This window comes from Pseudoxanthomonas sp. YR558 (genome assembly GCF_900116385.1).
GTDB lineage: Bacteria > Pseudomonadota > Gammaproteobacteria > Xanthomonadales > Xanthomonadaceae > Pseudoxanthomonas_A.
The window spans coordinates 1,205,771-1,232,566 of the sequence record NZ_FPCI01000002.1; the positions used below are offsets into that span (position 1 = coordinate 1,205,771).

General features: G+C 67.0%; 28 protein-coding genes and 1 tRNA gene. 13 read left to right on the forward strand and 16 right to left on the reverse strand.

The window, feature by feature from the left end; all coding sequences use genetic code 11:
* Positions 1-34 precede the first annotated feature (34 nt).
* The 4 genes from BM365_RS17230 (at position 35) to BM365_RS17245 (ending at position 6,000) form a co-directional block, all read left to right on the forward strand.
* The gene (locus BM365_RS17230) at positions 35-406 is read left to right on the forward strand and encodes a YciI family protein (protein ID WP_093490669.1); all 372 of its coding nucleotides are present in this window, start codon (positions 35-37) and stop codon (positions 404-406) included.
* A 142-nt stretch (positions 407-548) separates the two neighbouring features.
* On the forward strand, positions 549-2,696 hold the full coding sequence (locus BM365_RS17235; RefSeq protein ID WP_233210842.1) for a TonB-dependent siderophore receptor: 2,148 nt from the start codon (positions 549-551) through the stop codon (positions 2,694-2,696).
* Between the two features lie 95 nt (positions 2,697-2,791).
* A complete protein-coding gene (locus tag BM365_RS17240; RefSeq protein WP_093490670.1) occupies positions 2,792-4,861 on the forward strand; it encodes a TonB-dependent receptor domain-containing protein in 2,070 nt (689 codons plus the stop codon).
* Positions 4,862-4,914: 53 nt separating this feature from the next.
* Positions 4,915-6,000 carry a PepSY-associated TM helix domain-containing protein gene (locus tag BM365_RS17245; RefSeq protein ID WP_255412343.1) on the forward strand — a complete coding sequence of 362 codons (1,086 nt, stop codon included), beginning with the start codon at positions 4,915-4,917 and terminating at the stop codon, positions 5,998-6,000.
* A gap of 5 nt (positions 6,001-6,005) precedes the next feature.
* On the opposite strand, the gene BM365_RS17250 is transcribed toward BM365_RS17245, so the two are convergent.
* The gene (locus BM365_RS17250) at positions 6,006-6,701 is read right to left on the reverse strand and encodes an aspartate/glutamate racemase family protein (protein ID WP_093490672.1); all 696 of its coding nucleotides are present in this window, start codon (positions 6,699-6,701) and stop codon (positions 6,006-6,008) included.
* A gap of 247 nt (positions 6,702-6,948) precedes the next feature.
* Here BM365_RS17250 and BM365_RS17255 point away from each other — a divergent pair, with 247 nt between their 5' ends.
* The 8 genes from BM365_RS17255 to BM365_RS17290 all read left to right on the forward strand — a co-directional run bounded on the left by BM365_RS17255 (position 6,949) and on the right by BM365_RS17290 (position 13,874).
* Positions 6,949-7,938 carry a cyanophycinase gene (locus BM365_RS17255; RefSeq protein WP_158253506.1) on the forward strand — a complete coding sequence of 330 codons (990 nt, stop codon included), beginning with the start codon at positions 6,949-6,951 and terminating at the stop codon, positions 7,936-7,938.
* A 307-nt stretch (positions 7,939-8,245) separates the two neighbouring features.
* On the forward strand, positions 8,246-8,668 hold the full coding sequence (locus BM365_RS17260; RefSeq protein ID WP_093490674.1) for a GntR family transcriptional regulator: 423 nt from the start codon (positions 8,246-8,248) through the stop codon (positions 8,666-8,668).
* On the forward strand, positions 8,665-9,549 hold the full coding sequence (locus BM365_RS17265; RefSeq protein ID WP_093490675.1) for an ABC transporter ATP-binding protein: 885 nt from the start codon (positions 8,665-8,667) through the stop codon (positions 9,547-9,549). The genes BM365_RS17260 and BM365_RS17265 overlap by 4 nt, the downstream gene beginning before the upstream one ends.
* Positions 9,546-10,232 carry an ABC-2 transporter permease gene (locus tag BM365_RS17270; protein ID WP_093490676.1) on the forward strand — a complete coding sequence of 229 codons (687 nt, stop codon included), beginning with the start codon at positions 9,546-9,548 and terminating at the stop codon, positions 10,230-10,232. The genes BM365_RS17265 and BM365_RS17270 overlap by 4 nt, the downstream gene beginning before the upstream one ends.
* Before the next feature lie 9 nt (positions 10,233-10,241).
* Positions 10,242-11,411, forward strand: a complete 1,170-nt coding sequence (locus BM365_RS17275; RefSeq protein WP_093490677.1) for an acyltransferase family protein — start codon at positions 10,242-10,244, stop codon at positions 11,409-11,411.
* A gap of 174 nt (positions 11,412-11,585) precedes the next feature.
* Positions 11,586-11,855 carry a hypothetical protein gene (locus BM365_RS17280; RefSeq protein WP_093490678.1) on the forward strand — a complete coding sequence of 90 codons (270 nt, stop codon included), beginning with the start codon at positions 11,586-11,588 and terminating at the stop codon, positions 11,853-11,855.
* A 151-nt stretch (positions 11,856-12,006) separates the two neighbouring features.
* Entirely contained in the window at positions 12,007-12,699 is a 693-nt protein-coding gene (locus BM365_RS17285) for a hypothetical protein (RefSeq protein ID WP_093490864.1), read from the forward strand.
* Between the two features lie 281 nt (positions 12,700-12,980).
* Positions 12,981-13,874, forward strand: a complete 894-nt coding sequence (locus BM365_RS17290; RefSeq protein ID WP_093490679.1) for a hypothetical protein — start codon at positions 12,981-12,983, stop codon at positions 13,872-13,874.
* A gap of 106 nt (positions 13,875-13,980) precedes the next feature.
* On the opposite strand, the gene BM365_RS17900 is transcribed toward BM365_RS17290, so the two are convergent.
* Positions 13,981-14,313 (reverse strand): hypothetical protein, encoded by a 333-nt coding sequence (locus BM365_RS17900; RefSeq protein ID WP_139227454.1) that lies wholly within the window; start codon positions 14,311-14,313, stop codon positions 13,981-13,983.
* Positions 14,314-14,897: 584 nt separating this feature from the next.
* Between BM365_RS17900 and BM365_RS17300 the strand changes: the two genes are divergently transcribed.
* Positions 14,898-15,833, forward strand: coding sequence for an SDR family oxidoreductase (locus tag BM365_RS17300; RefSeq protein ID WP_093490681.1), 936 nt, complete (start codon positions 14,898-14,900; stop codon positions 15,831-15,833).
* A 131-nt stretch (positions 15,834-15,964) separates the two neighbouring features.
* Here the strand turns inward: BM365_RS17300 and BM365_RS17305 are convergent, their stop codons facing one another.
* The 14 genes from BM365_RS17305 to ccmA form a co-directional block, all read right to left on the reverse strand.
* On the reverse strand, positions 15,965-16,831 hold the full coding sequence (locus BM365_RS17305; protein WP_093490682.1) for a class I SAM-dependent methyltransferase: 867 nt from the start codon (positions 16,829-16,831) through the stop codon (positions 15,965-15,967).
* Positions 16,832-17,009: 178 nt separating this feature from the next.
* Positions 17,010-17,095, reverse strand: a tRNA-Leu gene (locus BM365_RS17310).
* A 59-nt stretch (positions 17,096-17,154) separates the two neighbouring features.
* A complete protein-coding gene (locus tag BM365_RS17315; protein ID WP_093490683.1) occupies positions 17,155-17,742 on the reverse strand; it encodes a cysteine dioxygenase family protein in 588 nt (195 codons plus the stop codon).
* 98 nt (positions 17,743-17,840) lie between these two features.
* A complete protein-coding gene (locus BM365_RS17320; RefSeq protein ID WP_093490684.1) occupies positions 17,841-18,953 on the reverse strand; it encodes a homoserine O-acetyltransferase MetX in 1,113 nt (370 codons plus the stop codon).
* Positions 18,954-18,980: 27 nt separating this feature from the next.
* Positions 18,981-19,913, reverse strand: a complete 933-nt coding sequence (locus BM365_RS17325) for an endonuclease/exonuclease/phosphatase family protein (protein WP_093490685.1) — start codon at positions 19,911-19,913, stop codon at positions 18,981-18,983.
* A 49-nt stretch (positions 19,914-19,962) separates the two neighbouring features.
* Complete coding sequence (locus BM365_RS17330; protein ID WP_093490865.1) at positions 19,963-20,973, reverse strand: tetratricopeptide repeat protein; 1,011 nt, start codon at positions 20,971-20,973, stop codon at positions 19,963-19,965.
* Positions 20,973-21,431: a cytochrome c-type biogenesis protein gene (locus BM365_RS17335; RefSeq protein ID WP_093490686.1), complete on the reverse strand. Its 459-nt coding sequence runs from the start codon at positions 21,429-21,431 to the stop codon at positions 20,973-20,975. The genes BM365_RS17330 and BM365_RS17335 overlap by 1 nt, the downstream gene beginning before the upstream one ends.
* Positions 21,428-22,024: a DsbE family thiol:disulfide interchange protein gene (locus BM365_RS17340; RefSeq protein WP_093490687.1), complete on the reverse strand. Its 597-nt coding sequence runs from the start codon at positions 22,022-22,024 to the stop codon at positions 21,428-21,430. Before BM365_RS17340 ends, BM365_RS17335 begins: the two co-directional genes overlap by 4 nt.
* Positions 22,021-23,961, reverse strand: a complete 1,941-nt coding sequence (locus BM365_RS17345; RefSeq protein ID WP_093490688.1) for a heme lyase CcmF/NrfE family subunit — start codon at positions 23,959-23,961, stop codon at positions 22,021-22,023. Before BM365_RS17345 ends, BM365_RS17340 begins: the two co-directional genes overlap by 4 nt.
* A gap of 57 nt (positions 23,962-24,018) precedes the next feature.
* Positions 24,019-24,483, reverse strand: coding sequence for a cytochrome c maturation protein CcmE (ccmE, locus tag BM365_RS17350; protein ID WP_093490689.1), 465 nt, complete (start codon positions 24,481-24,483; stop codon positions 24,019-24,021).
* 4 nt (positions 24,484-24,487) lie between these two features.
* Positions 24,488-24,655, reverse strand: coding sequence for a heme exporter protein CcmD (gene ccmD, locus BM365_RS17355; RefSeq protein ID WP_093490690.1), 168 nt, complete (start codon positions 24,653-24,655; stop codon positions 24,488-24,490).
* On the reverse strand, positions 24,652-25,410 hold the full coding sequence (locus tag BM365_RS17360) for a heme ABC transporter permease (protein WP_093490691.1): 759 nt from the start codon (positions 25,408-25,410) through the stop codon (positions 24,652-24,654). Before BM365_RS17360 ends, ccmD begins: the two co-directional genes overlap by 4 nt.
* 15 nt (positions 25,411-25,425) lie before the next feature.
* Positions 25,426-26,112: a heme exporter protein CcmB gene (ccmB, locus tag BM365_RS17365; RefSeq protein WP_093490692.1), complete on the reverse strand. Its 687-nt coding sequence runs from the start codon at positions 26,110-26,112 to the stop codon at positions 25,426-25,428.
* Positions 26,109-26,753: a heme ABC exporter ATP-binding protein CcmA gene (ccmA, locus tag BM365_RS17370; RefSeq protein WP_093490693.1), complete on the reverse strand. Its 645-nt coding sequence runs from the start codon at positions 26,751-26,753 to the stop codon at positions 26,109-26,111. The genes ccmB and ccmA overlap by 4 nt, the downstream gene beginning before the upstream one ends.
* Positions 26,754-26,796 lie beyond the last annotated feature (43 nt).

Here is a 26,796-nt window from a genome sequence, read left to right on the forward strand (position 1 = left end):
CGTCGCCAAGACATCACCACACAAAGGAACGCCCATGAAGTACCTCGGCCTCGCCTATTTCACTCCGGAGAAGTTCGCCGCGATGCAGCCGGACGACGTCGAGGCACTGGTGAGCCAGTGTCCCGCCCTGGACGAAAAGATGCGCGCAACCGGCAAGGTGCGGGTCTCCGCCTCGCTGGGCGATCTGGAAGGCTGGCGGACGCTGCGCCCAGCCAACGGCAAGACCCAGGTCAGCGACGGGCCTTACACCGAGTCGAAGGAAGTGGTCGGCGGCCTCTTCATCATCGAGGCGGACAGCCACGAAGAGGCGCTGCGCATTGCCTCGATGCACCCGGCCGCCACCCTGGGAGAAGAGGGCGGGTGGGCCGTCGAGCTGATCCCGATGGATTTCTACCTGGCCGGATAGCGCCTCGAGATACTCCCGGGACGCGGCGGCGCTCAGGGCCCGGTTGACCTGGATCAATTGCGAACCGTTCGCATTTGGTAAACTGTGCCCATCAGCCGCTGCGCCACGCAGTCAGCCACTCCTCGCGCCATAGGCTGATTCCGTGTCCCCGATCCGCATCCCGCGCGCGCCTGCGCGCACGCCGCTGTTCCTTTCGCTCGCTCTCCTGCTGGCTCCCTCCCTCTCCGCAACAGCCCAGGAGGCTACCGACGGCGCATCCGATCCCGCGGTGACCCTCGACGCCGTGCAGGTCAAAGGCGAACGCCTGGGGCTGAACCTGAATCTCGACGCCAGCTCCGGCGCGCTGGGGACCAAGCGGTTGCTGGATACCCCGTTCTCCGTGACGGTGGTGGAGCAGGAAGACATCGAGAAACGCGGCGCCACCACGCTGGGCCAGGTCTTCATCAACGATCCCTCGGTCTACGCCGCCGAACCATCGGCCACGACCGCCTGGTGGGGCACGCAGATCCGCGGCATCGGCGTGACCAACCACTATGTGGACGGCGTGCCGATGCTGATGGAGTGGGGCGGCGAGTATCCGTTGGAGGCGGTGGAATCGGTGCAGGCGCTCAAGGGGCTGGGTGGCTTCATGTACGGGTTCGGTGCGCCGGGCGGCATCATCAGCTACCGCACCAAGCGACCCACTGCGGCGCCGCTGTTTTCCACCACGCTCGGCTGGCGCAACGACAACGCGTTCTCCCTGCACGTCGACGCCAGCGATCAAGTCGGCGGCCCGGATTCGTTGGGTTACCGGGTGAACGTGGCGAAGGAAGGTGGCGATGCCTACAACGGCGCCGGCCTTGATCGCACCCTGATCGCGCTGGCGGTCGACCAGCCGATCGGCGACAACCTGCTCTGGCACGCGGAAGTGCTGCGCGAGGACAACAAGCTCAAGCACGAGCCGCTCTACTTCTACTGGGATGACTACACAGGCGACCGCCTGCCCACGCCCACCTACGACTACGAAAACGTCCGCGTCCGCAATTCGTACTACAAGGCCGTGACCACCAACGTCACCACCGGCCTGGAATGGAGGATCAACCCGCGCTGGAACGTCGACTTCACCGTCGGGGCGGGGCGGCGTGAGCACTACTCCAACAAGATGTTCGCCAACCTGCTCAACGAGGCCGGCGACTACGACGGCAGCGTGTACAACTTCGCCGGCGACCTGCGCAACAGCGTGGCGCAGGTGCTGGTCACCGGCCAGATCGGCACCGGCAGCCTGCGCCATGATCTGGTGTTCGGTGTGTCCGCGCTGCGCACTTGGGAGCGTTGGGGCAACGACTGGTATTGGAGCAACGACTTCAGCGGCAACCTGTACCAGCGCCAGGATTTCCTCTCCACCCACGTGCCTGACTTCAGCTGGGCGCCTTTCAGCTACGACGAACGCCAGCAGGCGGTGTTCGCCAGCGACACGATCCATTTCGGTGACCAGTGGCAGGCGATCCTCGGCGTCCGCTATGTAGACTACGAACAGCGCGACCGTGATGGCGATCCGGAGGCGGACTCGCGGTATGCCACCTCGGCGCTCACGCCGACCGTCGCGCTGATCTACAAGCCGGTCGATGCGGTCTCGGTCTATGCCAGTTACGTGGAGTCGCTCGAATCGGGCGGTCGCGTGGGTTTCGACAGCGAACCGCCCTACGCCAATGCCGGTGAAGTGCTCGATGCCACCACCAGCAAGCAGTACGAGATCGGCGCGAAGTATCAGACCGGTCGTTTCGGCTTCACCGCCGCGGCGTTCCGCGTCGAGCGCGCGGCGCAGATCGACCAGTGGCGGGGTGAAGAGCGTTACCTGGTGCAGGACGGCCTGACGCTGTATCGCGGCCTCGAAGCGATCGCCAGCATCGGCATCACCGACCGGCTCGATGTCGGCGTGGGTGGGTTGTGGATGGACGCCAGTCTCGAGGAGCTGGCGCCGGAGAGCGCGGACTTGATCGGCAACCGGCCGGCAGGTTCCTCGCGCCGCCAGTACGTCGCGAACATCGAATACCGTCCCGCGGTGCTGCAGGGTCTGAGCCTGCACGGAAATGTCCGCTATTCCGGCGACCAATATTACGAAGACGCCAATCGCGTGCTGATTCCCGCACGCACGGTGGCCGATGCCGGCTTCCAGTACCGCATGACGATCGGCGGTCGCAGCGCCACGCTCACCGGCAACCTCAACAACGTGTTCAACCGCAAGTACTGGAACCTCGACATGCTCGGCGAGGCGCGTAATGCCTCGCTGGACATGCGTATCGATTGGTAACCCGCGCGCGTCGACGGGTCCGTTGGCGGCCATCGTGCCTGCCGGCGATGGACCCGATTGCGTCACCTCTTCTCCACACCTTCAGGAATCCCACCATGACTCCATCGTTCCGCTCCCCGTTCCCGCGTCGCACCGTCCTGGCGCTGCAGGTCGGCCTGCTGCTCGCCGCGCCCGCCGCCTGGGCGCAGTCGGACGCCACCGACGCCACCACCGAGCTGGACAAGGTCGTGGTGGTCGGCGCGATGACGGATGTGGAGCTGGACCGCCAGACCATCGAGCGCACGCAGGCGGCGACGCTGGCCGACCTGTTCCGCGCAGTGCCGTCGGTATCGGTCGGTGGTGGCGTCGGCATCGCGCAGAAGATCTACGTGCGCGGCCTCGAAGACTCGATGCTCAACGTCACCGTCGACGGCGCGCCGCAACGCGGCACGCTGTTCCATCACGTCGGCCGCGTGTCGATCGAACCCGAACTGCTGGAAAACGTGGATGTCCAGGCCGGTGCCGGTGAGGCGACCTCCGGTTTCGGTGCCATCGGCGGTGCGATCCGCTTCCGCACGCGCAATGCCACCGACCTGCTGGACGAAGGCGAGGACGTCGGCGGCATCATCAAGGCCGGTTGGGCCAGCAACGACGGCTATCGCGTCAGCACGACCGGCTTCGGCCGCCTGCATGGCGACATCGGCGTGCTCGCCTCGTTCGTGCACGTGGACAGCGACGACTACCAGGACGGCGACGGCCACACGCTGCGTGGCACCGGCGCGCGCCAGCGCCTGGGGTTCGTCAAGATCGGCGGCGACCTCAACGACACCCAGCGTGTCACCGCCAGCTATGAAGTGCGCCGCGAAGACGGCGAGTTCGGCCAACGCCCGAACTGGCCCGTGCGCGAGGGCGAGCGCCTGTTCCCGGTGGAAGGCGAGCGCCGCACGGGCGTACTGAACTACGGCCACGCGCTGTCCGAGGCGCTGGAACTGGAAGCGACCGCGTACTCGACCGAGACCGAATTCACCCAGGACCGCTACGACCGCTGGGGCCTGTATGGCGCCGACATCGACACCTGGGGCTTCGACCTGCGCGGCACCTGGCGTACCGACGCGCATCGCCTGGTGTTCGGCGTGGAGCACCGCGACGACCAGGTCGCCAGCCGTTACCTGGCGCCGGCGGCGCAGTGGCAGCCGTGGGCCTGGGACCCAGCGATCGGCCGCTTCGTCGAGTCCGGCCAGGTGTGGGGCGTCTATGTGCAGGACCAGTGGCAGGCGACCGATGCGCTGCTGCTCAGCGCCGGTGCGCGCTACGACGCCTACGACCTGGACCTGGACACCTACGGCGGTGGCACCGACAGCGACCACGTCAGCTTCAATGTCGGCGGCAGCTACCGCATCAGCGATGCGTGGACCTTCAACCTGTCCTACGCCGAAGCGTTCCGCGGCAAGGAGATCGGCGATGCGTTCACGCTGGAGCAGCGGCCGGGCCGGCTGACGCTGGCGCCCGGCCTCCAGCCGGAGACGGTGGAGAACGCGGAAATCGGCCTGCAATACGACGCCGGTGGCTTCAGCGCATCGGCGGTGTACTACCAGATGACCATCGACGACGTGATCCTCGACCAGCTCGGCAGCGGCCCCGCGCCGCAGGGCGCCACCTATTACGAGAACGTGGGCCGCTTCCGCTCCGACGGCGTCGAACTGCGCGCCGGCTACCGCGCCGGCGCCTTCGCCGTGGATGGCTACTACAACCGCTACGACTCGAAACTCAACGGCCACCGCATCGAAGGCTACGAGCACATCGCGCTGGGCAATTCGATGGGTGACAACTGGAACCTGACCCTGCGCTACGACCCCAGCACGCGTTTCGGCGTGCAGGCCAGCGTGACCCGCGTGGAAGACCTGGACAACATCGAGGTACTGTTCCGCGAGGCCGAACTCGGCTGGATCGACGGTACGCGTCGCGTCGACAAGCCGGGCTATACGGTGGTGGATGTATTCGCGCATTGGCAGCCGTTCGCCTCACAGCGGTTCGACCTGGCGTTCGGCGTGTACAACCTGTTCGATCGCGCCTACCGCTCGCACGCCAGCGTCGCCGACTACAGCGGCATTCCGGACTACGAGATCGTCTCTGGTCTCAACGAACCGGGCCGTAACGTGCGCGTCACGGCGTCGTACCGCTTCTGAGCACGACGGCGCCCCGGTGGCCGGATGCCCGCGCATCGCGCTGGCGTCCGGCGCTGCGTGTCTGGCACCGCTGGTTCGGGCTTGGCGCGACGGTGTGGCTGGTGCTGTTGTCGCTCAGCGGCTGTGCCATCGCGTACTACGACGAACTGGATACGTGGCTCAATCCCGACCTGCGCCGGATCGAAGAGGTCCGCACGCTGCCGGCGCACGAGATTCCGCTGGCGCATGCGCTGGACGAAGCGCGTCGCACCGTGCCCGGCTTCGAGCCACGGCAGGTGCAGCTGCCCGAGGCGGGCGGCACGCTGTGGATGCTCGGCCGCGCCGACGGCGTGCCGATCCAGCTGTTCGCCGATCCGCGTGATGGCCGCGTGCTGGGCTGGCGCGAGAGCGGCAAGCTGGCGCTGGACCGTCGGCACGTGATGGATGTGCTGTACGGTCTGCACGTGGACCTGCTGATGGGCGAGTGGATGACCGCACTGCTCGGCTTCGTGTCGCTGCTGTGGCTGGTCGACCACGTATTCGCGGTGATGCTCGCCGTGCCGCGGCTGTCGCGCTGGCGCGAGGCGTTCCTGCTGGGTGGCACGCCGGGCAGTGGTCGGCGGCGGTTCGACTGGCATCGCGCACCGGCGATGTGGGCGCTGCCCATCACGCTGATACTGGCGCTGACGGGCGTGACGCTGGCCTGGCCGGAGGCGAGCCGCGACGCGGTGCGTCTCGTCGGTCCCGTGAGCGAGCGGCTGGACGAAGCGCTGCCGGAGCGCGAACCGCTTCCGGCCGCCCTTAGCGTGGACCACGCCATCGTGCTGGCCGCCGGTGATGCGCCGGTGCACAGCGTACGGCTGCTGCCGCACAAGCAGGCCTACGCCGTGCGGACCTACGACGACCGCGATGTGGACGACCAGGGTCGTCTTTGGACGTACGTGTCGATGGAGAACGGTCACGTGCTCGGCCAGCGCCACGACGCCGGCGACAGTGCCGGCGATACCTTCTTCGTGTGGCAGTACGCGTTGCACTCGGGCAAGGCCTTCGGACCCGCGGGGCAGGCGCTGGTCTTCCTCGGCGGCGTGGTGACCATCGCGTCGAGCGTCACCGGGTTCGTGCTGTGGTGGCGGCGCAGAGCACGCAACGCCGGGACCTGACAGGATCAGTCCGCCAGCGCGGCGTCCACGGCGGCATTCGCATGCAGGGCCGTTGTGTCGAACAACGGTACGCTTGCATCCTGCGCGCCCACCAGCAGACCGATCTCGGTGCAGCCGAGGATGATGGCGTCGGCGCCGCTCGCCACCAGGTCGTCCATGATGCGACGGTAGGCCTCGCGCGAGCTGTCGCGCACCACGCCGCGGCACAGCTCGTCGTAGATCACGTCGTGGACGAGGCCGCGGTCGTCCGCGTCCGGCACGATGACCTGCAGGCCGTGCACTTCGCGCAAGCGTTCGCGGTAGAAGTCCTGTTCCATCGTGAAGCGCGTGCCGAGCAGGCCGACGGTGCGATGCCCGGCGGTCGTGATGGCGGCGCCGGTAGCGTCGGCGATATGCAGCAGCGGAATCGATACGGCCGCCTCCATCTGCGGCGCCACCTTGTGCATGGTGTTGGTGCACAGCACCAGCAGATCCGCACCGGCGGCCTGCACGCGACGCGCGGCATCGGCCAGCAGCTCGCCTGCGGTATGCCAGTCGCCCTCGCGCTGCAATCGTTCAATCTCGTGGAAATCGACGCTGTACAGCACGACCTGCGCCGAATGCAGGCCGCCCAGTCGCGCCTTGATGCCCTCGTTGACCAGGCGGTAGTAGGGCACCGTCGATTCCCAGCTCATCCCGCCGATCAGGCCGATCGTCTTCATGCGTGTTCCGCCACCTGTGTACCGGAAACGGATTATGCGGGCTGGCACGCGGGCGAGGGTTGAGAGGTTTGGAGGGTGTGGCCCGGTTCCGTTGCAGGCGCCGTGACGCTATCGGCTTCGCGCGTCATGCCGCGATGAAGCCACCCCGCGCCCTGCGAAGATGATGCACACGCAGGGAGAGGGGGGCATGGGGGATCGGGACGACTGGATCGTCAGCGTTGTTGTCACCCCAACCCTGAGGTGTTCCATGCGTCGTCTGCTCGTGTTCCTCTTCGCTTCCGTCCTGGCCTCGTCCGCGATCGCCGCCAAGGCCCCGCCTTACACTTATGTCCGCGTCGGCAGTGCAAGCGATGTCTCACCCACGACGACGGCCGGCACCGTCCTGATGGGCGGCGGCACCGATGTCGACGCCGCTTTCCAATGGTTGTGCAACCGGGGTGGAAACGGGGATTTCCTGATTATCCGCGCCACCGGTGCCGATGCCTACAACCCGTACGTGCAAGGTCTGTGTCCGAACGTCAATTCGGTCGCCACCCTGATCATCCCGAGCACGGCGGCGGCGAACCATGCGGACGTCGCAGCGATCATCGCCAAGGCGGAAGTGGTATGGATCGCCGGCGGCGATCAGTCCAACTACATCAATTTCTGGAAAGGCACGCCGGTGCAGTCCACGCTCAACGCGCGCATCGCGCAAGGCGTGCCGGTGGGTGGTACCAGTGCGGGTCTCAACGTGCTGACCCAGTTCGTCTACAGCGCGAACGCCAGCCAGGGCGCGACCAGCAGCCAGGCGTTGGCCGATCCGTTCAACCGCTACCTGACCTTCGAACGCGACTTCGCTGCGGTGGCGCCGTTGCAGGGCGTCATCGGCGATCCTCACTTCGCCGCGCGCGACCGCATGGGTCGCAACCTCGCGTTCCTGTGCCGCGTTGCGGCCAGCGGCTGGCGTGCGGCGCCACGTGGCATCGCCGTCGACGAAGCGACCGCGTTGCTGGTGGCCAACGGCGGCTACGCGAGCGTGGTAGGCGAGGGCAAGGTGTACTTCCTGCAAGCGCCAGGCTTGCCGCAGGTGTGCGCGGCCAAACAACCGCTGACCTATCGCAACATCGGCGTGGCGCGCATCGCCGCCGGTGATGGCTTCGATCTCGTTACCTGGGCGCCGGTGGGCGGAACGACCTACACGGTCACCGCCGAAGTCGGCGTACTGAGTTCGACCCAGGCCGGCGGATCGGCGTACTGATCGACGATTGAAGCAGGGGTCGGAGTGGCTGTCCTTGATACGTGATCAACGCAGGACAGCACTCTGACCCCCTCTACTTACTGAGCCGACGGCCAGGTCGGTGGTATAGCGGGATCCAGGCGCCGAGGCCTTTCCCGGCCTGGATGCCTGGCCTGTTGACGACTGTTAATCGCTGTGTATACTGACTATGCACAGACTGTGGTGCGTCAGGACCACCGGCTAGTTGCGCGGGTCAGGTGCGCAGGCCGCGGATCGGTGCGAAGACACGCCTGCGCAACGCGGCTGAATCCCACCACCCAAGGGCTGCATGGATACCGATCTGCTGCTGTCGCCGCATTCGATCACGCCGATGTACGCGCAGATCATGGAGCAGGTGATCGCCAAGGTGATGGCGGGGGAGTGGAAGGCCGGTGCGCCTCTCCCGTCCATCCGCGAGCTGGCGGCGGGTAGCCGGGTCAGCGTGATCACGGTCAAGCGCGCGTACCTGGAGCTGGAACGCGCCGGCGTGATCGTCACTCGCCAGGGCAAGGGCTCGTTCGTCGCCGAAACCCTGGACGCGACACAGACGCTGGCCGCGCAGGAATTCCAATCCCAACTGGCCGGCATGCTGGAGGCGGCCAGGAAGCTCGGGCTCGACGCGCGACAGGTCCTCGATCGCGTCGAGCAAGCGCTGTCCAGCGAGCCTGCCATGCCGAAGCCCACGAATCCCGACCGAAGGACACCCGAATGACACCCGCCATCGCGCTCGAAGGCGTGCGCAAGCAGTACGACGCATTCGCCTTGCACGATATCGACCTCGAACTTCCCGAGGGCCAGGTCATGGGCCTCGTGGGCGTCAATGGCGCAGGAAAATCCACGCTGCTGCGCATGCTGATGGGGCTGGTCCGTGCCGATGGCGGCAACGTCGAGGTGCTCGGCCAGTCGATGCCGCAGGCCCAGGTCGCGGTGAAGCGCGATATCGGTTACGCCTCCGACGATATGCGCCTGTACCGCGGGCAGACGCTGCGCTGGCACATGGATTTCGTCCGCAGCATCTATCCCGGCTGGGACGAAGCCTATGCGCAGGACCTGCTGACGCGTTTCGACCTGCGGCCGCAGCAGGCGCTGGGCGGCTTTTCGCACGGGCAGCGGGTCAAGGCGCTGCTGTTGCTGATCTTCGCGCGCCATCCGCGCTTGCTGTTGCTGGATGAGCCGACCACCGGCCTGGACCCGGTCGCGCGCGGGGAGGTGCTGGACGCGCTGGCCGACGTGCTGCGCGATGAGGCGCGTTCGATCCTGTTCTCCTCGCACAACACCGCCGACATCGAGCAGATCGCCGATTCCATCACCTTCCTGCATGGCGGTCGGGTCGTCGCTTCGCGCGACAAGGAATCCTTCCTCGACGGCTGGCGGCGGATCCTGTGCCGCGGCGAAGGGGTGGACGCGATCCGCCGGCTGCCGGGCGTGGCCTCGGTCCGCGACAGCGCGCCCCTGGTCGAAGTGAAGACCGGCGCGTTCGATGCCGGCACGCTGCCCGCGCTGCAGGCGCTCGGGTTCGCCATCGAATCGGTCGAGCCGATGGCGCTGGAAGACATCTTCGTCACCACCGTCCGCGGAGGGCACAACGCATGAACTGGCTCGCATCCGATGGCGCGATGGTCCGCAAGCTGATCGTCAAGGACTGGCAGGTTTACCAGAAGCAACTCGCCGGTTTTCTCGGCGGGATGCTGCTGGCGCTGGGCCTGGTGGGCATGGGCACGCCGCTGCTGGCCTCGGCCGGTGCGCTGCTGCTGCTCGTGCTGCTGCTGGTGGTCGGGTCCTATGCCATCCAGTCCTCGGTGATGGCCGAGCGCAAGGAGCAGACGCAGCCCTTCGTCATGAGCCTGCCGGTCACGCCGATGGACGTGTTCTGGGGCAAATTGCTCGCCAACCTGACGATCTTCCTGGTGCCGTTCCTGCTGGTCTGCGGCGGCCTGCTGGCGTTGGTGCTTGGCACGCCGCGCGCCGACGGCACGGTGCCGTGGCTGGTGGTGGTGGGGTTGTTCATGCTGGCCAATTTCTGCGTGTCGCTGTGCGTGGTGATCGCGGTGGATTCCGAAGGCTGGAACGTGTTCGCGATGCTGGCGCTGATGACGCTGATCGGTCCTTTCCTCTACTGGGTCAGCACCCTGCAGGGCATCCGCGAACACCTGCAGGGCGACGCCATCGTCTGGAGTCCGCAGGTGTTGGCCCTGATCGCGGGCGAACTCGCCGTGATCGCGATCGCCATCCTTGCGGCCGGCTGGGTGCATGCGCGCAAGCGCTCCTTCCTCTAGGGCAACGACGTGGAAGGCGGCGAACGCGTCCACTCCCTGGACAACCTGCGCGCCGTGGCCATGCTGGCCGGCGTGGTCTTCCACGCGGCGCTCGCGTACAGCCCGGTGATGCGGCCGATCTGGCCCGCTGCGGATGCGGGCGGGTCGACGGTCGTCGATGCGGTGGCGTGGTTCATGCACGTGTTCCGCATGCCGCTGTTCTTCGCGCTCGCGGGGTACTTCGCGGCTCTGTTGGTGGCGCGTCGCGGCATGGCGGGCCTGTTCCGCAACCGTTGCGCACGCGTGCTGTTGCCGCTGGCGCTGTTCGCCTGGCCGGTCCTCGCCAGCATGCGTGGGTTGACGGAACGTGCGGCGGAAACCGTCATCCATCCATCACCGGCCCTGGCGTGGATCCGTACCTATATCGACCAGCATGGCGCCATGCCCTCGCTGCCGAGTTGGGGACACCTGTGGTTCCTGTTCTACCTGATGCTGTTCACGCTGCTGGTGTGGATCATGTCGACCCTCGGCGTGGGGTGGATCGGGCGCAAGGTCGCCGCGATGCCCGTAGCGATATGGATCGTGATGTTCCCGGTGCTGTCGGCATCCGCACTGGCGCTGGTCGGCGTGCCATGGCCCGCACCGGAGTTCTTCGTGCCGGCGCTCTGGGCCCTGGTGTTCTTCGGGTTGTACTTCGCGTTCGGGTACCAGCTCTTCCACCACGACAGCCTGCTTGATCGCCTGCGACCGCTGGCTCCCTTCCTGTTGACGGGTGCGGTGGTTGCGTACGCCGCGTTGTTCCTGTGGACGCAGGGCTTCCTCGACGTGCCACCGTCCGTCGTACTCCGTGGCGTGCGGGCCTGGCTGGAGGCCTGCGCTGGCTTCTGGATGACGCTCTGGTGCCTGCTCGCTGCGCGGCGATGGCTGGGTTCGCGCAGCGCGACGATGCGCTGGCTCTCCGACAGCGCCTACTGGGTCTACCTCATCCACTTGCCGGTCTTGCTGGCCGTCCAGTACCGACTGTTGGATATGCCGCTGCACTGGATTGTTAAGTTCATGTCTTCAATCGTCATCACGCTGCTGGTGTCGTTCGCCAGCTATCAGCTGCTGGTCCGGCACACGGTGATCGGCAGGTTGTTGAATGGAAAGGGGCGACCGTCCGTCAGTCCGGTTGCGATCAGCGGCACGGATACGGTGTGATCGCCAATCACGCCTGTGTTTCCATGTGTTTGAATCAATGGATTCGCAGGGAATACGCAAATATTCCTGCAATTTCACGCTGCCTGCACGTACGCCAATCTTGGCTGAAGGTACGTTGCAGCACCGGCCGGAAACACGTCTATATTCCCAGCTCCCAGACGAAGGAGGATTGGAATGTTTACCAACAAGCGATTTATGACGACGGCGCGTGTGCTCGGTGTGGCGATGGTGGCAGGCGTGGCGCTCAGCGGCTGCGCCACCTATGACGACGAGTTCGCAGGCATCAACTCGCGCCTCGACCAGCTCGACACGAAGGTGCAGGGTGCGGCGCAGAGCGCCGATGCGGCGAATCAGTCGGCGCAGCAGGCCAACCAGCGCCTGGACCAGATCGAAGGTCGCGTGCGCCAGCTGGAATCGGCCCCGCGCCGCGTGCCGCGCGGCTGATCGCGCTTGCACGGTTCGTGAGGAATCGTGAGACCCGGACCCCGGCGGCCGCTCCTGGCCGCCGGGCTCTCTTTTGATAGTGGTTTTTGTTGTGAGGAACTGCGCCATTCGTACCTGCCTACATCCTGCGATCCGTGCCGCTTCCGGCGCGCTGCTGCTGACGCTGGCGTTCGCGAGCGCCGCGGCACCCAAGGCCGAGCGTGACGCCCAGCAAGAAGCGGCCGCAGCCGCCGACCAGTTGCCAGAAGGGCAGGACGTATCCGACACCGTGATCGCGCTCGCGGGCTGGATCGTCGCGACGAAAGACAGCCAGGGCTATCCGTTCGCCATCATCGACAAGGCGGCGGCGCAGATATTGGTATTCGGCGGCGACGGCCGGCCTCGCGGCGCAGCCCCCGGACTCTTCGGATCGGCGGTCGGCGACCACACAGCGCCCGGCGTAGCCGGTCTTGCGCTGCGCGAGATCCCGGGCCGCGATCGCACGACCCCCGCAGGTCGCTTCGTGGGCGGATTCGGTCCGTCCATCGACGCCGGTCGCGTGCTGTGGGTGGACTACGAGTCTGCGGTCTCGATCCATCCGACCGCCACCGGTGTGCCGGCCGAGAAGCGCGTGGAACGCCTCGCATCGCCCACCCCCGACGACAATCGCATCACGCACGGCTGCATCAACGTGGCGCCGGCGTTCTACGAGCAGATCATGCAGCCGACGTTCGAGAAGGGCGGAGTGTTCTACATCCTCCCGGACAAGGACTCGATCGAGGAAACCTTCCCGGAGTTCGCGCAGAGTCGCGCGGACTCGGCGGCAAACGCCGGCAAGAAGCGCGGACGCTCGGCCCGCAAGTGACGCGCGCGTCAGCGTAGCCCGCGGCCTGCCGCACGATGGCTGCGTTATACGGATTCATGGAGGGAGGCGCTGCGCGCTTCCCTTTTTTGTGTGCGCGAAGAGGGGCGTCGCATGCATTGGTCATTGGCACGCCATCGCGGCCGATAGGGGCGCGTGCCGAGCCTGCATCCGGCCGCCCTACGCGCCGACATGGCGCGCCATAGGTAGTACGTAGGTGCGTGGTTCGCGGCAGCCTATGGACCTGGTGACGGCTAAGGCATCCATGGCTTAGAGTCGCCTCCATGAGCTACGACCTCTATTTCAAACCTCGCAACGGTTCATTGGATCGTGCCGCGTTCGAGGCTTACTTCGCACAGAATCCATTGTTTCAGGTTGACGATGCCGAGGTGGCATATCAGAACGAAGCAACGGGAACGTATTTCTCCTTCGGCTGGCAGATCGGTGCACTGCAGGACGAGGATGAAGGGGCTGAGTCCAGCTACCCCATCGGGTTCAACCTCAATTTCTTCAGGCCCTCGACCTTTGCGTTGGAGGCCGCGCCGCACCTGACGGCATTGGTGCGGGCATTCGACCTCGTTGTATTGGATCTGCAGGCCCATGGCATGGGCGAGGGCGACTTCAGCGTCGATGGTTTCTTGTCCGGATGGAACGCCGCCAACGCGTGGGCCATCAGCCATGTCATCGAGGAACACGGGGTCGATGAGCATGGCGGACTTTTCCCGCAGTCCGAGATTCATCGGACATGGCAGTGGAATCTCCACAAGGCGCAGCGGGAAGCCGCGCTGGAGCAGCGTGGCATAGATCGCTTCGTGCCTACGCGCATGTATGCGCGCGTCGAAGGGCAGGTCGGCAGCATGATGGTCTGGCCAGACGGTATCCCTTTCGAATCCGCGCCGACGGACTATGTTCTCGTGGTGAGGGAGGAGCTCGCGCCGCGGTCCTTCCTGCGTTCAAGGCCCGACAGGGTGTTGGTTCCCTGGTCTGATCTTCGTCCGGTGATCGAGCTACACGGCGCTACCGATGCTGACGGCGTCGTGGCCTTGTCGTTCGAGCGCGTGCCGCGGGACGTCGCAAACTTCGTCAGGAAGCTCCCCGCGCGCGACGCGGCTTTCACGGTGTTGAGCCCAGATCGCGTACTGGATGCCGAGCACGCGCCAAACGCTGCGATGGAGTGAGGATACGCAGGTGTCAGGCGTGAGCTGGAGCGTCCGCTTCTGACCCGACGCGGACGGCCGGGGTGAGGCTTTACTTCATGAGCCCCATGTATAGGGCTGTGTAGTCTTACTCAGCTTGGCGAGAGGCCCGGCCACCTACGCGACGGGCCTCTTCGATCCAATCCAGGGCTTCGCGGTAGCCTTCCTCGCTTTCCAGAACCCGATCCATTAACGGCCGCCCCGTCAGAGTGAGGTACTCGCCGAAGTCCGCAGGCGTGAGTCCGGCGGCCTCGGCGGCTTGGTGGAACAGGTGCCAGCGCATTGCGCGCTTCTCACGTTCGTAGCGCGACCAGAAGTCTGGAAGGACCTCCGCACCCGCATGTACGCGTTTGACCGGCTCTCCTGGGTTGCTGTCCTTGGGGGCGAGGCGCTTGGCGGCGGCGAGGAGCAGGTGTTCCATGTCCTCGCGCACTACGTTCCCACTCGCCGCATGCAGTTGACGTGCACACCGATCCAGGGCGGCGGATAGCTCGCGGAGCGAGGCCTGGAGGTACGGATTCGGGTGGTCTTTGATCATCGTTCGACAGTGCACGGGCCGCGAACTGCGCCCCATCATCAAGGTAGACGTCTGGCGGGGCCATTTCCCTATGGTGGTGAACGCGATATCTCCCATGGCGACGAGTCGATAGTCGCGAACTTGACCTGCGGCGCTGCCCCGGTACGAAGTGGCGAATCCCGAAGGATGCGTCGGCGGGGCCTACGGTCCTGCCGCACGACCATGGCTTTTCAAGGAGGGGGCGCAGCGCGCCTCCCTTCTCTTGCGCGCGGGTTGCGATATCGCGCGCAAGCAGCGCCCTGCCAACATCGCACGTATATCCATCGAGCGATGCTGGATCGTCCCGGCATGCTTTAAAGGCTTCTTAAAGTCGCGCCGCGACACTGCATCGCGGTGATTGCGGGGAAGCTTTCTGCCTTCTGCGCTGCGCCGCATGGCAGGCATCGCGTTTTTTGTGTGCCTGCGTCTCCCCCTAACAAGGCACCTTCATGGCAGGTTGGAACACATCCGATATTCCATCGCAGGTCGGGCGAACCGTCCTCGTCACCGGTACAGGCGGCATCGGCTTTCACGTATCCAAGGCACTGGCTCACGCGGGCGCCACCGTCATCGTGGCAGGTCGGAATGCAGCCAAGGGCGCGGCTGCCATCGCGCAGATAAGCCGATCATTGCCCAGGGCCCGGGTGCGCTTCGGTGCCGTCGACCTCGCCAGCCTGGAGTCGATCGAGACCTTCGCCGAGACGCTGCTGCGATCGCATGGCAGCCTGGACCTGCTGGTCAACAATGCAGCAGTGATGACGCCACCTCAGCGGAAGGAAACCGCCGATGGTTTCGAACTGCAGATGGGTACGAACCATCTTGGACACTTCGCACTCACGGCCCGGCTGTTGCCTTTGCTGCGCGAGGGACGCAGTGCCCGGGTCGTGTCGTTGTCCAGCATTGCAGCGCGCAGCGGTGTGATCGACTTCGACGATCTGCAATCGTATCGTCGCTATGTACCCATGACCGCCTACAGCCAGTCAAAGCTGGCATGCCTGCTGTTCGCGTTCGAACTGCAGCGCCGGAGCGCGAGGGAAGGGTGGGGTATCCAGAGCGTCGCCGCGCATCCGGGCATCGCGCGCACGGATCTGCTCCCCAACGGCGCCGGCCCGAGCAGTCCACAGGCGCTGGCCCGACGATACCTGTGGTTTCTGTTTCAACCCGCCGAACGGGGCGCGTTGCCGCCGTTGTACGCCGCAACAGCGCCGACGGCGCAGGCGGGCGGTTACTACGGACCCGACAGATTGGGCGAGACGCGCGGCCGCCCAACCGCGGCCAGCGTGCCTGCGCAAGCAGAGGACCTCGGTGTCGCCGAGCGCTTGTGGCAGGTATCGGAGGGCCTAACGGGTGGCAGGTTTGGAGGTCGGAAGGCGCAAGGCGCGTAGCACGCAGAAGGCCTGGATTCGCGGCGCGCGACAAAGGGACCATATGTCCCCTTTGTTCGCGGCAGGATCGCCATGCCAAGGCCGACCACGGGGCCGCGGATCGACGCACGGTAGCGACGACCCAACAAGTCCTACGCGAGAGCGGAGTCCGGGTAGCTGCGGTAGAGCCAGCGCGGCAGTCCGGGCGATGGTTCGCGAACCTTCCGCCAGCGGGTGAACAGGTACTGCCCCAGATCGTGTTCGCGGTTCGGCGTGTTGCGTAGGAACTCGACGATCACCGCGTCGGCTACCTTGCCGCCGCGGTTGAGGTGCACATCGGAGGTAAACGACACCTCAGCCTCGAACCCGGCGTGCATCATCAGCTCATGCAACTCATGCCGCGTGTACTCGCGGTTGTGACGTCCGTAGGGGCCATAGCCGGAGTAGGGATCATAGATACTCCAGCCCTCGAGCATTGCGCGCACGTTGTCGAAACGCGCGACGTTCGGTGTCGTCAGCACCAACTGCCCACCCGGCTGCAGCACGCGCGACAGTTCGCGCAGGGCAGCCATCGGATCGTTCGTAAAGTGCTCCAGCACCTCACAGAACAGGATGAGCGAATAGGCGCCGTCTTCGACCGGGAGTTGGTCGGCCTCGAGGTTTGTGTTGAAGCTGTGGAAGACCTCGCTCCATTGCTGCTGGCCATCGACCCAGCGCACGTCCTGCTGGAAGGTCGCCGGCTCACTGGGGAAGTAGTTGACGCCGTCCAGCGCCAGTCCTGGGCGGTGCATGCGCAGCAGCGCAGTCATGAAATAGGGATTGGAGCCGATCTCGAGCGCGCGCCCAGCCACATCGGGCGTGATCGCCAGGGTGTACAGAAACCGCAGGAAGTCCGAATCGAGATAGCCGCGCATTCCCGAAGGGTCGGCATTGCCGATTGTCAGCGTAGCGAGCGCACCGTGAAGTGCGTCACGGTCAGATTCGGAGGGGAGCTGAACATCCTGGTATGCGTAGTCCATGCGCACCGTTTCCTTATTGGGGCCGCGAGGTTATCACGTGTCCGAGCGCATGATGCCTCGATGCTCGATTGGGGCCTCGCCAACTGCTACGGCGAGCACGGGTTGGAGCAGGACGGGGGTCAAGTTGCAACGCATGGCCCCACAAACGAAAAAACCCTGGAGGTCCAGGGTTTGATCTTGGTGCCGGAGGTGGGACTCGAACCCACACGCTTTTAAGGGCGGCGGATTTTGAGTCCGCTGCGTCTACCATTCCGCCACTCCGGCGCGGACGCGAAGTATAGCCGAGCAAGGCCTCTCGCCGACAGAGCGGGGGCGCACGCGGCTCAATTGACCTGGTCGGTGCCCAACAGGCGCTCGCCGCGGCGCTGCCAGCCGCTGGTGCCCGCGTCTTCTTCCGGCGTGTAGATGCCGCAGCGGACCATCGTGCGCTGGTAGACATGCAGACTGACCGCCACCGCCTTGTCGCTGGGGTTGCGGATGGTGTGGTACTCGTGCGGCGGGATCAGGCTGCCGGCCGAGCCGGTGCCGGCCTCGATCGTGCCAGCCGGAATGAAGCGGTAGCGCACCTCGTCGTGCTCGGCCAACTCGTACTGGGTGATCTCCAGCCGGCCGCGCCACACACCTTCCACGCACCACATGCCCGAATGATCGTGGATCTTCGTGCCCTGGCCGGGGCCCCAGGTCATCGCGATGACGCTGTAACCGTGCTCCGGGCTGGTGTACAGCTCGCGGCGCGCGTAATGGTCGGAGATCGGCTCCAGCACGCAGGCCGGCAGGCGCACGTCCTCGTCGCAGATCAGTTCGCACAGCGACTTGCGCAGCGCATCGGTGATGGCGCGGTCGTCGCCCAGGGCAACGGCAGCATCCAGCGAGGCGACCAGTTTGTCGGCGCCGGGGAAATCGAGGGTCATGGCATGGCCCGGGTCAGGAAGTGGGGCCATTTTAGCCGCCCGGGCGGGGGAGGACGTCGTGCGGTGCGGAAATGGTCTGCTTTTCCTGAAGCGGGGGGTCAGATCCCCGCCAGGAAGTCCCGCACCGCCGGCCCGAACCGGTCGTAGTCCACCAGGAAGGCATCGTGGCCCTGGGGCGATTCCAGCGGCAGGAACTCCGCCTGCGCACCGCCCGCGGCCAGCCCGTCGGCGATCTGCTGCTGCTGTTGCAGCGGGAACAGGATGTCCGTGGTGGCGCCGATGGCCAGCGCCCGCTGCACGCGCAGCTTGGCCAGGCCCTTTTCCACGCCTCCGTCCGCGTACTCCGCCAGGTCGAACCAGTCCATCGATCGGCTCAGGTAGAGATAGCAGTTGGGATCGAAGCGGCGCACGAACCGGCGCGCATGGCCTTCCAGATAGCTCTCTACCTGGAACTCCAGGCCGAACGGCTCCTCGTCGGGACGGTCCGATTCCAGCCGCACGCGGCCGAAGCGGCCATCCCACTCCAGCGCCGAGCGGTAGGTGATCACGCCCAGCTTGCGCGCCATACGCATGCCGGATTCCGGATAGGTGTCGTCGTCGTACTGGCCGTGGTTCCAGTGCGGATCCAGGCGGATCGCCTCGCGCTGCAGCGAACGGATCGCGATGGAGAACGGCAGCGCCTGCGCACTGCCGGAAATGTTGATGTGCGTGCGCGCGGCGCCCGGATGCAGCAGCAGGTAGGCCAGCGCCGTCATGCCGCCCATCGAATTGCCGATGATGCAGGCCAGCTGCTCGATGCCCAGCCCGCGCACCACGTCGAACGCCGCATTCGCGCCGTCTTCCACCGACAGCTCGGGGAAGTCGAGGCGGTACAGCGCGCCGGTATCCGGATTGATCGAGGCCGGTCCGGTGGAACCCTTGCAGCTGCCGAGCGAGTTCACGCAGACGACGAACCACCGATCCGTGTCGATCGGCTTGCCCGGGCCCAGCATCGGCTCCCACCAGCCTTCCTCCGGATTGCCGGGATTGCGCGCGGCATGTGCGTCGGGCGACAGCCCGGTGACGATCAGCACCGCGTTGTCGCGGCGTTCGTTCAACGAACCCCAGGTTTCGTACGCCACACGCGCCCCGTGCAGCTCGCCGCCACGCTTCATGCGGAACGGCGAGGACAGGGGATGGAAACGGGTGCCAGGGGGCATGAATTCGGTCATCCGCCAAGTGTAGCGATCCGGGCGCCGCTATTCGCCCCGCCAGCGCAGCCCGGCGCGCACGGGCAGATGATCCGAGCCGATGTCCGGCCCGCGTTCGGCGCCGGTGCCCGCGAACGACGACGACACCAGTACGTGGTCTATGCCCACGCCGAGGAAGCCGTGTCCCTCACTGGGGTAGGTGGGTGCCCAACCGGTGATGCGCGTCAATGGACGCATGCGAGGATCCCGCAGGGCGCTCGACCAGGGCGTTGCATTGAGGTCGCCGGCCACGATCGTCGGCTGGCGCGACGCTTGCGCCGCCAGCGTGCGCAGCAGTCGGTCGCGTGCGACGAATTTGCGGGTGGCCATCGGTGGCTTCGGATGCGCCGCGATGAACTGGACGGCACGTCCATCGACATCCAGCGTGGCCTCCATCCTCAAGGCACCCAGCGAATCGGCCAGCACGCGCACATCGCGCAAGGGTCGGTCGGACAGGATGCCCAGTCCGGGAGGCGAGGCCAGAGGATGCAGCGCCTGGTGCGGGAATCCGCCGAAGCGACGTGTCTCCAACGCCTTGGCGTAGTCCGGCGAGAGCTCGGTCAGCACCACGACGTTGGCGGGCGAACGCTGCAGCCAGGCCAACAGGGCGTCAGGATCGCGCTGGCGGATGTTGACGTTCGCGACCGTCACTACGAGATCCGGTGATCCATCGGCGTGCGGCGCAGCGGGGCTCGCGGTCAACCACGGCAAAGCCACCAGCGGCAAGCCGATCAGCCAGCGTTTGTCGCGCAGCGCACCGAGCAGGCAGGCGAGCAGCCACGCCACCGCGTAGAGCGGCTGCCAGTGCGCGAACAGATCCACGGCCCACGCGAAAGATCCCTGGCCCGGCCACGCTGCGCGCTGCAGCGGCAGCAGCAACCCCAACATCGCGGCCGCAGCGATCCACGGTATGAGCCGGGATACGACGCGCGCGCGATTCATGCCGTAGCGAAGAGGCAGATCATCGTGGGCGCGTAGGCAAGGCAGCCGCTTACGGCACCACGCGGTCGATCGTCAGCATGTAGGCGTTGCCGGGTTTCACGTCGGCGGTGACGGCGGTGGCTTCCAGGTCGCCGGCGGTCGCGGTGGCGGCGCCGCCCTTGGAGATGCGCGCCACCAGTTGCACCTGCGGTAGCTGCGAGAGCTTCAGCGTCGGCATCGGGCTGTCGCCGTCGCTCAGCGCGACCGTCATCGGGAATGCCGCCACCGGCAGGCGCTTGGCCGCGACCGGCATCGGCGGGCCGCCGACCTGGCGTGCGAACACGAACAGCGTATCGCCCGGCGCCAGCTTGTCCTTCAGGGCAGGTGCGAGGTCGACCGTCACCGTCAGCAGCGCAGGCGATGCGTCGGCCGCGGGCGCGGCATCGGCGAGCGGCGGCAGGCCGGCTTCGGCGCGCGCTTCGTTGATCTGCGTGCGCAGCGTGGCGGCGGTGTTGGGATCCACCTGGGCCAGCAACGGCTCCCAGGTCTTCGCGGCCTCGGCGGGCTTGCCTTCCTGGCGCTGGGCCAGGCCGACGAACCACGCGGCACGCTGGTGGCCCGGATTGATCTGGCGCGCGCGGTCCAGCAGCGCCATCGCCTGCGCATCGAGCTTGCGGTCGGCGTTGTTGAACAGGCGGGCCTGCGCGGCTTCCACCAACAGGTCGGCGTCGTCGGGCATCAACTGCACCGCGCGCTCGAACGCCTTCTGCGCATCGCCATAACGCTGCAGCGCCGCGTAGGACTTACCGAGCAGGCGCCAGCCCTCGGGTTCGTTCGGCTTCTTCTTCAGTTCGGCTTCGAGCTGGCCGATGGCTTCTTCCAGCGTGGCCGGGCCGGGGGCGGTGGCCTGCGGTTCCAGCGCGGCGGGCGTGCCGATCACGCGGTACAGCGCGAACGTGGCGATGCCGAGCGCGACCACACCACCGATCACCAGCGGCTTGGCCTTGCGCCACAACGGCCACAGCACGGCCAGCAGCACAGCGAGGGACAGCACGATGGCGAGGATCACGAAGGTGGTCATCACCACTCCTGGTCGGTGTCGTCGGTGGTCGGGGCCGGCTGCTTCGCGCGGCGCGCGACGATGCGCCCCACCCAGACGCCGCCGGCGAGCAGCAGCAACAGCGGACCGAACCAGAGGATGTAGGTGCCGGGGGCGACGTCGGGCTTGTACAGCACGAACTCGCCGTAGCGGTCCACCAGGAACTGCTTCACCTGCGCGTCGTCCTTGCCCTGGCGCATCAGGTCGAGCACTTCGCGGCGCAGGTCATGGGCGATCTGCGCGTTGGAATCGGCCAGCGACTGGTTCTGGCACATCACGCAGCGCAGTTCGGCGGTCAGTCTGTGGAAGCGGGCTTCCTCGGCATCGTCGCGGAACTGCAGCGGCGTGGGATCGCTGACCTGCGCGAAGACCGGCGCGGCGACGGCGACCAGCAGGGCCAGCAGCAAGGCGCGCACCAGGAGGACGGGGGAGGCGCTCATCGGCCGGCTTCGATCTTTTCCAGCGCGGGAATCAGCTGGTGGTCGATGGTCGCCTGGTCGATGGCGCCGACGTGCTTCCAGCGCACGATGCCGTTGCCGTCCACCAGGAAGGTCTCGGGCGCGCCGGAAATGCCCCAGTCGATCGCCGTGCGGCCTTCGATGTCGGCCAGCACCATCATGTAGGGATTGCCGAACTGCTCCAGCCAGCGCAATGCGTCCGGGCGCTCGTCCTTGAGGTTGTAGCCGATGAAGCGCACGCGCTTGGTCAGCGCGAACTGGGTGAGGACCGGGTGCTCGACGCGACATTCCGGGCACCAGCTGCCCCACACGTTCATCACGTACGCCTGGCCGGCGAGGTCGGCGTTGGTGACGCGCTTGGCGGGTTCGTGCAGCAGCGGCAGATCGAACGCGGGCGCCGGCTTGCCGATCAGCGTGGAGGGCAGCGCATCGCGGCCGGCGCGGTCGGATTGCTTCACGCCGTAGTACAGCAGGCCCATCAGGCCGACGAAGAACAGGCCGATGATGACCAGCGCGAAGGTCAGTGCGCCACGCGAACGCGGCGGCGACGGCGGGAGTTCGGAAGCGTTGTTCATGCGGGGCGCGCCTCGGATGTCTTGTGGTTCCGGAACCGGCGATCGGCGGCGGTGACGAAGCCGCCCAGCGCCATCAGGGCCGCGCCCAGCCAGATCCAGCGGACGAAGGGTTTGATGTGGACGCGCAGCGACCAGGCGCCATCGCCGAGCGGCTCGCCGATGGCGACGTAGACATCGCCGAGCACGCCCGGGCGGATGCCGGCTTCGGTCATCACCTGGCCGCCGCTGGCGTACGCGCGCTTCTCCGGATGCAGCAGCGTCACCGGCGTGCCGTTGCGCAGGACCTGCACGTGGCCGCGGTCGGACAGGTAGTTGGGGCCCTGGGTTTCATCGACGCCCTGGAAGTGGAAGCCCCAGCGGCCGACCTCGACGGTCTGGCCCGGCTTCACCGCCAGTTCGCGCTGCACGTTGAGCGCCTCCACCAGCAACGCACCGACCAGGAACACCGCGATGCCGGTATGCGCGAGCGTCATGCCGAGCATTTCCGGGGTGAAGCGGCCATTGGCGCGCAGGCGCGACCAGATGAAGCGCACGGTGCCCAGGCCGACCCATGCCGCGCCGAGGATGCCGGCGGCCGCCTTGAGCTTGCCCTGCGGGGCGACGAAGTACGCGACCACCGCCAGCACGATGGCCAACAGCGCCCACGGCAGCAGCATCGCGCCGAGGCGGGAGGCCTTGTCGCGCTGCCACTTGGTGAGCGGGCCGAACGGCACCAGCGCCACCAGCGGCGCCATCAGCACGATGAACAACAGGCTGAAGTAGGGCGGGCCGACCGAAATCTTGCCCAGGTCCAGCGCATCGGCGATCAGCGGATACAGCGTGCCCAGCAGGATCATCGCGCAGGCGGCGGTCAGCAGCAGGTTGTTGGCCAGCAGCAGCGTTTCGCGCGAGTTCGCCGCGAAGTACGACTTCTCCGATGCCTCATCGGCCAGCTGCGGCGCGCGCCACGCGTACAGCAGCAGCGAGCTGCCGATCATGATGCCGAGGAAGATCAGGATGAACACGCCGCGACTCGGGTCTGCGGCGAACGCGTGCACGCTGGTGATCACGCCCGAACGCACCAGGAACGTGCCCAGCAGCGACAGCGAGAACGCGGCGATGGCGAGCAACAGCGTCCAGCCGCGGAAGGTGCCGCGCTTCTCGGTGGCCGCCTGCGAATGGATCAGCGCCGCACCGACCAGCCACGGCATGAAGCTGGCGTTCTCGACCGGATCCCAGAACCACCAGCCGCCCCAGCCCAGTTCGTAGTACGCCCACCAGCTGCCCAATGCGATGCCGAGGGTGAGGAAGCCCCAGGCGATGTTCGTCCACGGACGCGTCCAGCGCAGCCAGCGTGCATCCACGCGGCCATCGAGCAGCGCGGCGATCGCGAACGCGAACGGCACCACGAAGCCTACGTAGCCCACGTACAGCAGCGGCGGATGGATGATCATCCCCGGGTCCTGCAGCAGCGGGTTGAGATCGCGGCCTTCGCCCGGCGACGGCAGCAGGCGGATGAAGGGGTTGGAGGTGAAGATCAGGAAGGCGAGGAAGCCGACCGCGACCACGCCCATCACGCCGAGCACGCGCGCCATTACCACGTCCGGCAGTCCGCGCGAGAACAGCGCCACGGCGCCCGTCCAGATCGCCAGCACCAGCGCCCACAGCAGCAGCGAACCTTCGTGAGACCCCCACACGGCGGTGTAGCGGTAGACCATCGGCAGCAGCGAGTTGGAGTTGTCGGCGACGTACTTCACCGAAAAATCCTGCTGCACGAACGCGACGGTCAGCGCGATGAAGGTGAGCATCACCAGCCACAACTGCGCATAGGCGGCCGGGCGCGCGATGTCCATCCACGCGGCCTTGCCGCGGTGCGCGCCGGCCAGCGGCAACAGCGCCTGCAGCGCGGCGGTGAGCAGCGCGAGGATCAGCGCGATTTGTCCGAGTTCAGGCAGCATGGTGAGTCCCGTGCTTCCCGCCGGATGCGGGAAGGAAATGGGCGACGGAGGCCCGGATCAATTCGCCGGCCCCGTCGGTGCGGCCTGCACGTCGTGCTTCTGGTGCGCCTTGCCCATCTTGTCGGCGACTTCCTTGGGCATGTAGGTCTCGTCGTGCTTGGCCAGCACGTCTTCGGCGACGAACACACCGTCCTGCATCGTGCCGGTGGCGACCACGGCCTGGCCCTCGCGGAACAGGTCCGGGAGGATCTTCTCGTAGCGCACGGTGAGTTGCGCATCGCCGTCGGTGACGCGGAACTGCGACACCAGCGAACCGGTCTCGCGCTTGAACGAGCCCTTTTCGACCATGCCGCCGAGGCGGAAGCGGGCACGTTCGCTGGCATCGCCGCGCAGCACTTCGGCCGGGGTGTAGAGGTAGGCCACGTTGCGCTGCAGGGCCATCGCGATCAGCGCGGTGGCGGCACCGGCGACCAGCAGGGCCAGCAGCACGAACAGCAGGCGGCGGCGACGGACGGGATTCATGCGGTCAGCGTTCCAGGTCGGCGGGGGCGGCGTTGCGGCGGGTCTCGCGCGATGCGCGCAGGCGGGCGGCGCGCAGTTCGCGGCGCACCTGCAGGCGCGGCGCGAGGAAATCCCACGCCAGCACGAGGGCGAACACGGCGTAGGCGCCGATGACGTATTCCAGGTAACTCACGGCGTGGCTCCCTTGGCGGCGGCAAGCTTGGCGACCCAGTCCTTGCCGGCTTCGCGGCGCAGGTTGTCCGCGCGTGCGCGGGCCAGCAGCGAGCCGGCGAACCAGAACTTGGTGGCCACCACCATCAGCACCAGCGGCAGCACCATGCTGCTGTCCATGCTGGACTCGCCGAACACGCGGATGGTCTGGCCCTGATGCAGCGAGTTCCACCACACCACGGAGTAGCGGATCACCGGCAGGATCGCCACGCCGACGATGGCCAGCAGGCCGGCGGCGCGCGCGGCGTTGCGGCGGTCGTCGATGGCGCCGTACAGGCCCATCACGCCGAGGTAGAGGAACAACAGGATGAGTTCGGTGGTCAGGCGCGGGTCCCAATCCCACCACGTGCCCCACATCGGCTTGCCCCAGATGCTGCCGGTGGCCAGGGTAATGACGGTGAACGCTGCGCCGGTGGGCGCGCACGCCATCGCGAGGATCTCACACAGCTTGATCCGCCAGATCAGCGCGATGGCCGCGTAGAACGCCATCAGGCCGAACACGAACATGCTCATCCACGCGCTGGGCACGTGGATGTAGAGGATGCGGAAGCTGTCGCCCTGCTGGTAGTCGGCCGGGGCCACGAACAGCGCCTGCCACAGGCCCACGCCCAGCAGCACGATGGCGGCGAGGTAGCACCACGGCGTCCAGCGCGCCGCGAAGCGGTCGAAGTAGGGCGGCGAGCCGAGTTGGTGGAACCAGCGGACGAGTGGATTCATGCGCAGCGTCGGTCTTCAGGTCAGGGCGATGCGGATCGCCGCGGCGGCGGCCAGCGGGGCGAGCAGCAACGACAGCAGCAGGCCGGCGGCCAGCCAGAGGAGGGCGCCGGAGGCATCCAGGCCTTGCGCGTTGGCGGCCACGGCGCCCGCGCCGAACACCAGCACCGGCACGTACAGCGGCAGCGCCAGCAGAGCCACAAGGATACCAGAGCGCCTCATGCCGACCGTCAGGGCGGCGACCACCGCACCCAGCAGGCTCAGCAGCGGCGTGCCCAGCGCGAGCGTGGCGAGCAGCATCGGCAGGTCGCTGCGCGGCAGGTGCAGCATCTCGCCCAGCAACGGCGCGGCGAGCACCAGCGGCAGGGCGGTGGTGGCCCAGTGGGTCAGCACGCGCACCAACACCAGCCAGGCCAGCGGCACGGGGGCGAGGATCCATTGTTCGAGCGAACCGTCCTCGGCATCGCCGCGGAACAGCGTGTCCAGCGACAGCAGGCCGGCCAGTAGCACGGCGACCCACAGCACGGCGGGCGCGACCTTCGACAAGGCCTGCGGCGAGGTGCCGAGGCCGAGAGCGAACAGCACGACGACCAGCAGGGCGAACAATGCCGGCTGCAGCGCATCGCCACGGCGGCGCCACAGCAACTGCACGTCGCGCACGATCAGCGCACGGGCGGTCTGGAAGAGCGAAGGCGCCGGGTTCATGCGGGGCGCTCCAGCAGCAGCATGCGGGTCTGCACCGGCGGGGCGGCATATGCGCCATGCGTGGTGACCAGCGCGGCACCGCCATCACGCAGGTGCGCGGAGATCATCCGGTTGACCAGGGTGATGCCGTCCAGGTCGAGGTTGGCGTAGGGCTCGTCCAGCAGCCACAGCGGCGAGGGCGACAGCCACAGGCGGGCCAGCGAGAGGCGCTTCTTCTGGCCGGCGGAGAGCTGCCGCGCCAGGGCGTCCTCGTAGCCGGCCAAGCCGACCATGGCCAGCGCATTGCCCGGCATCTGGCGTGCGCGCCGCCCGTGCAGGCCGCAGAGGAAGTTGAGGTTCTCCAGCGCGCTCAGGTCGCCTTTCAGCGCCGGCAGGTGGCCCAAATAGGCCATGGCGTGGGCGCGGCGTGCGGGGCCAGCGGGATGGCCATCGATGTCGATATGGCCCGCATCCGCGCGCAGCAGGCCGGCCAGCACGCGCAGCAGCGTGGTCTTGCCGACGCCATTGCCTCCCTGCACCAGCAGGGCCTCGCCCGCGTCCACGGCGAAATCCAGCGGCCCGAACACCGGCTCGTCGTTGCGCGAGAACGCCAGGCCCTGGGCGGCCAGCAACGGCGGATGGGAAGGAGCGGCGTCGGTCATCGGATCGGGCGTTCCCGGGCGGGAGGCTGGGGTGTCCTGGGGC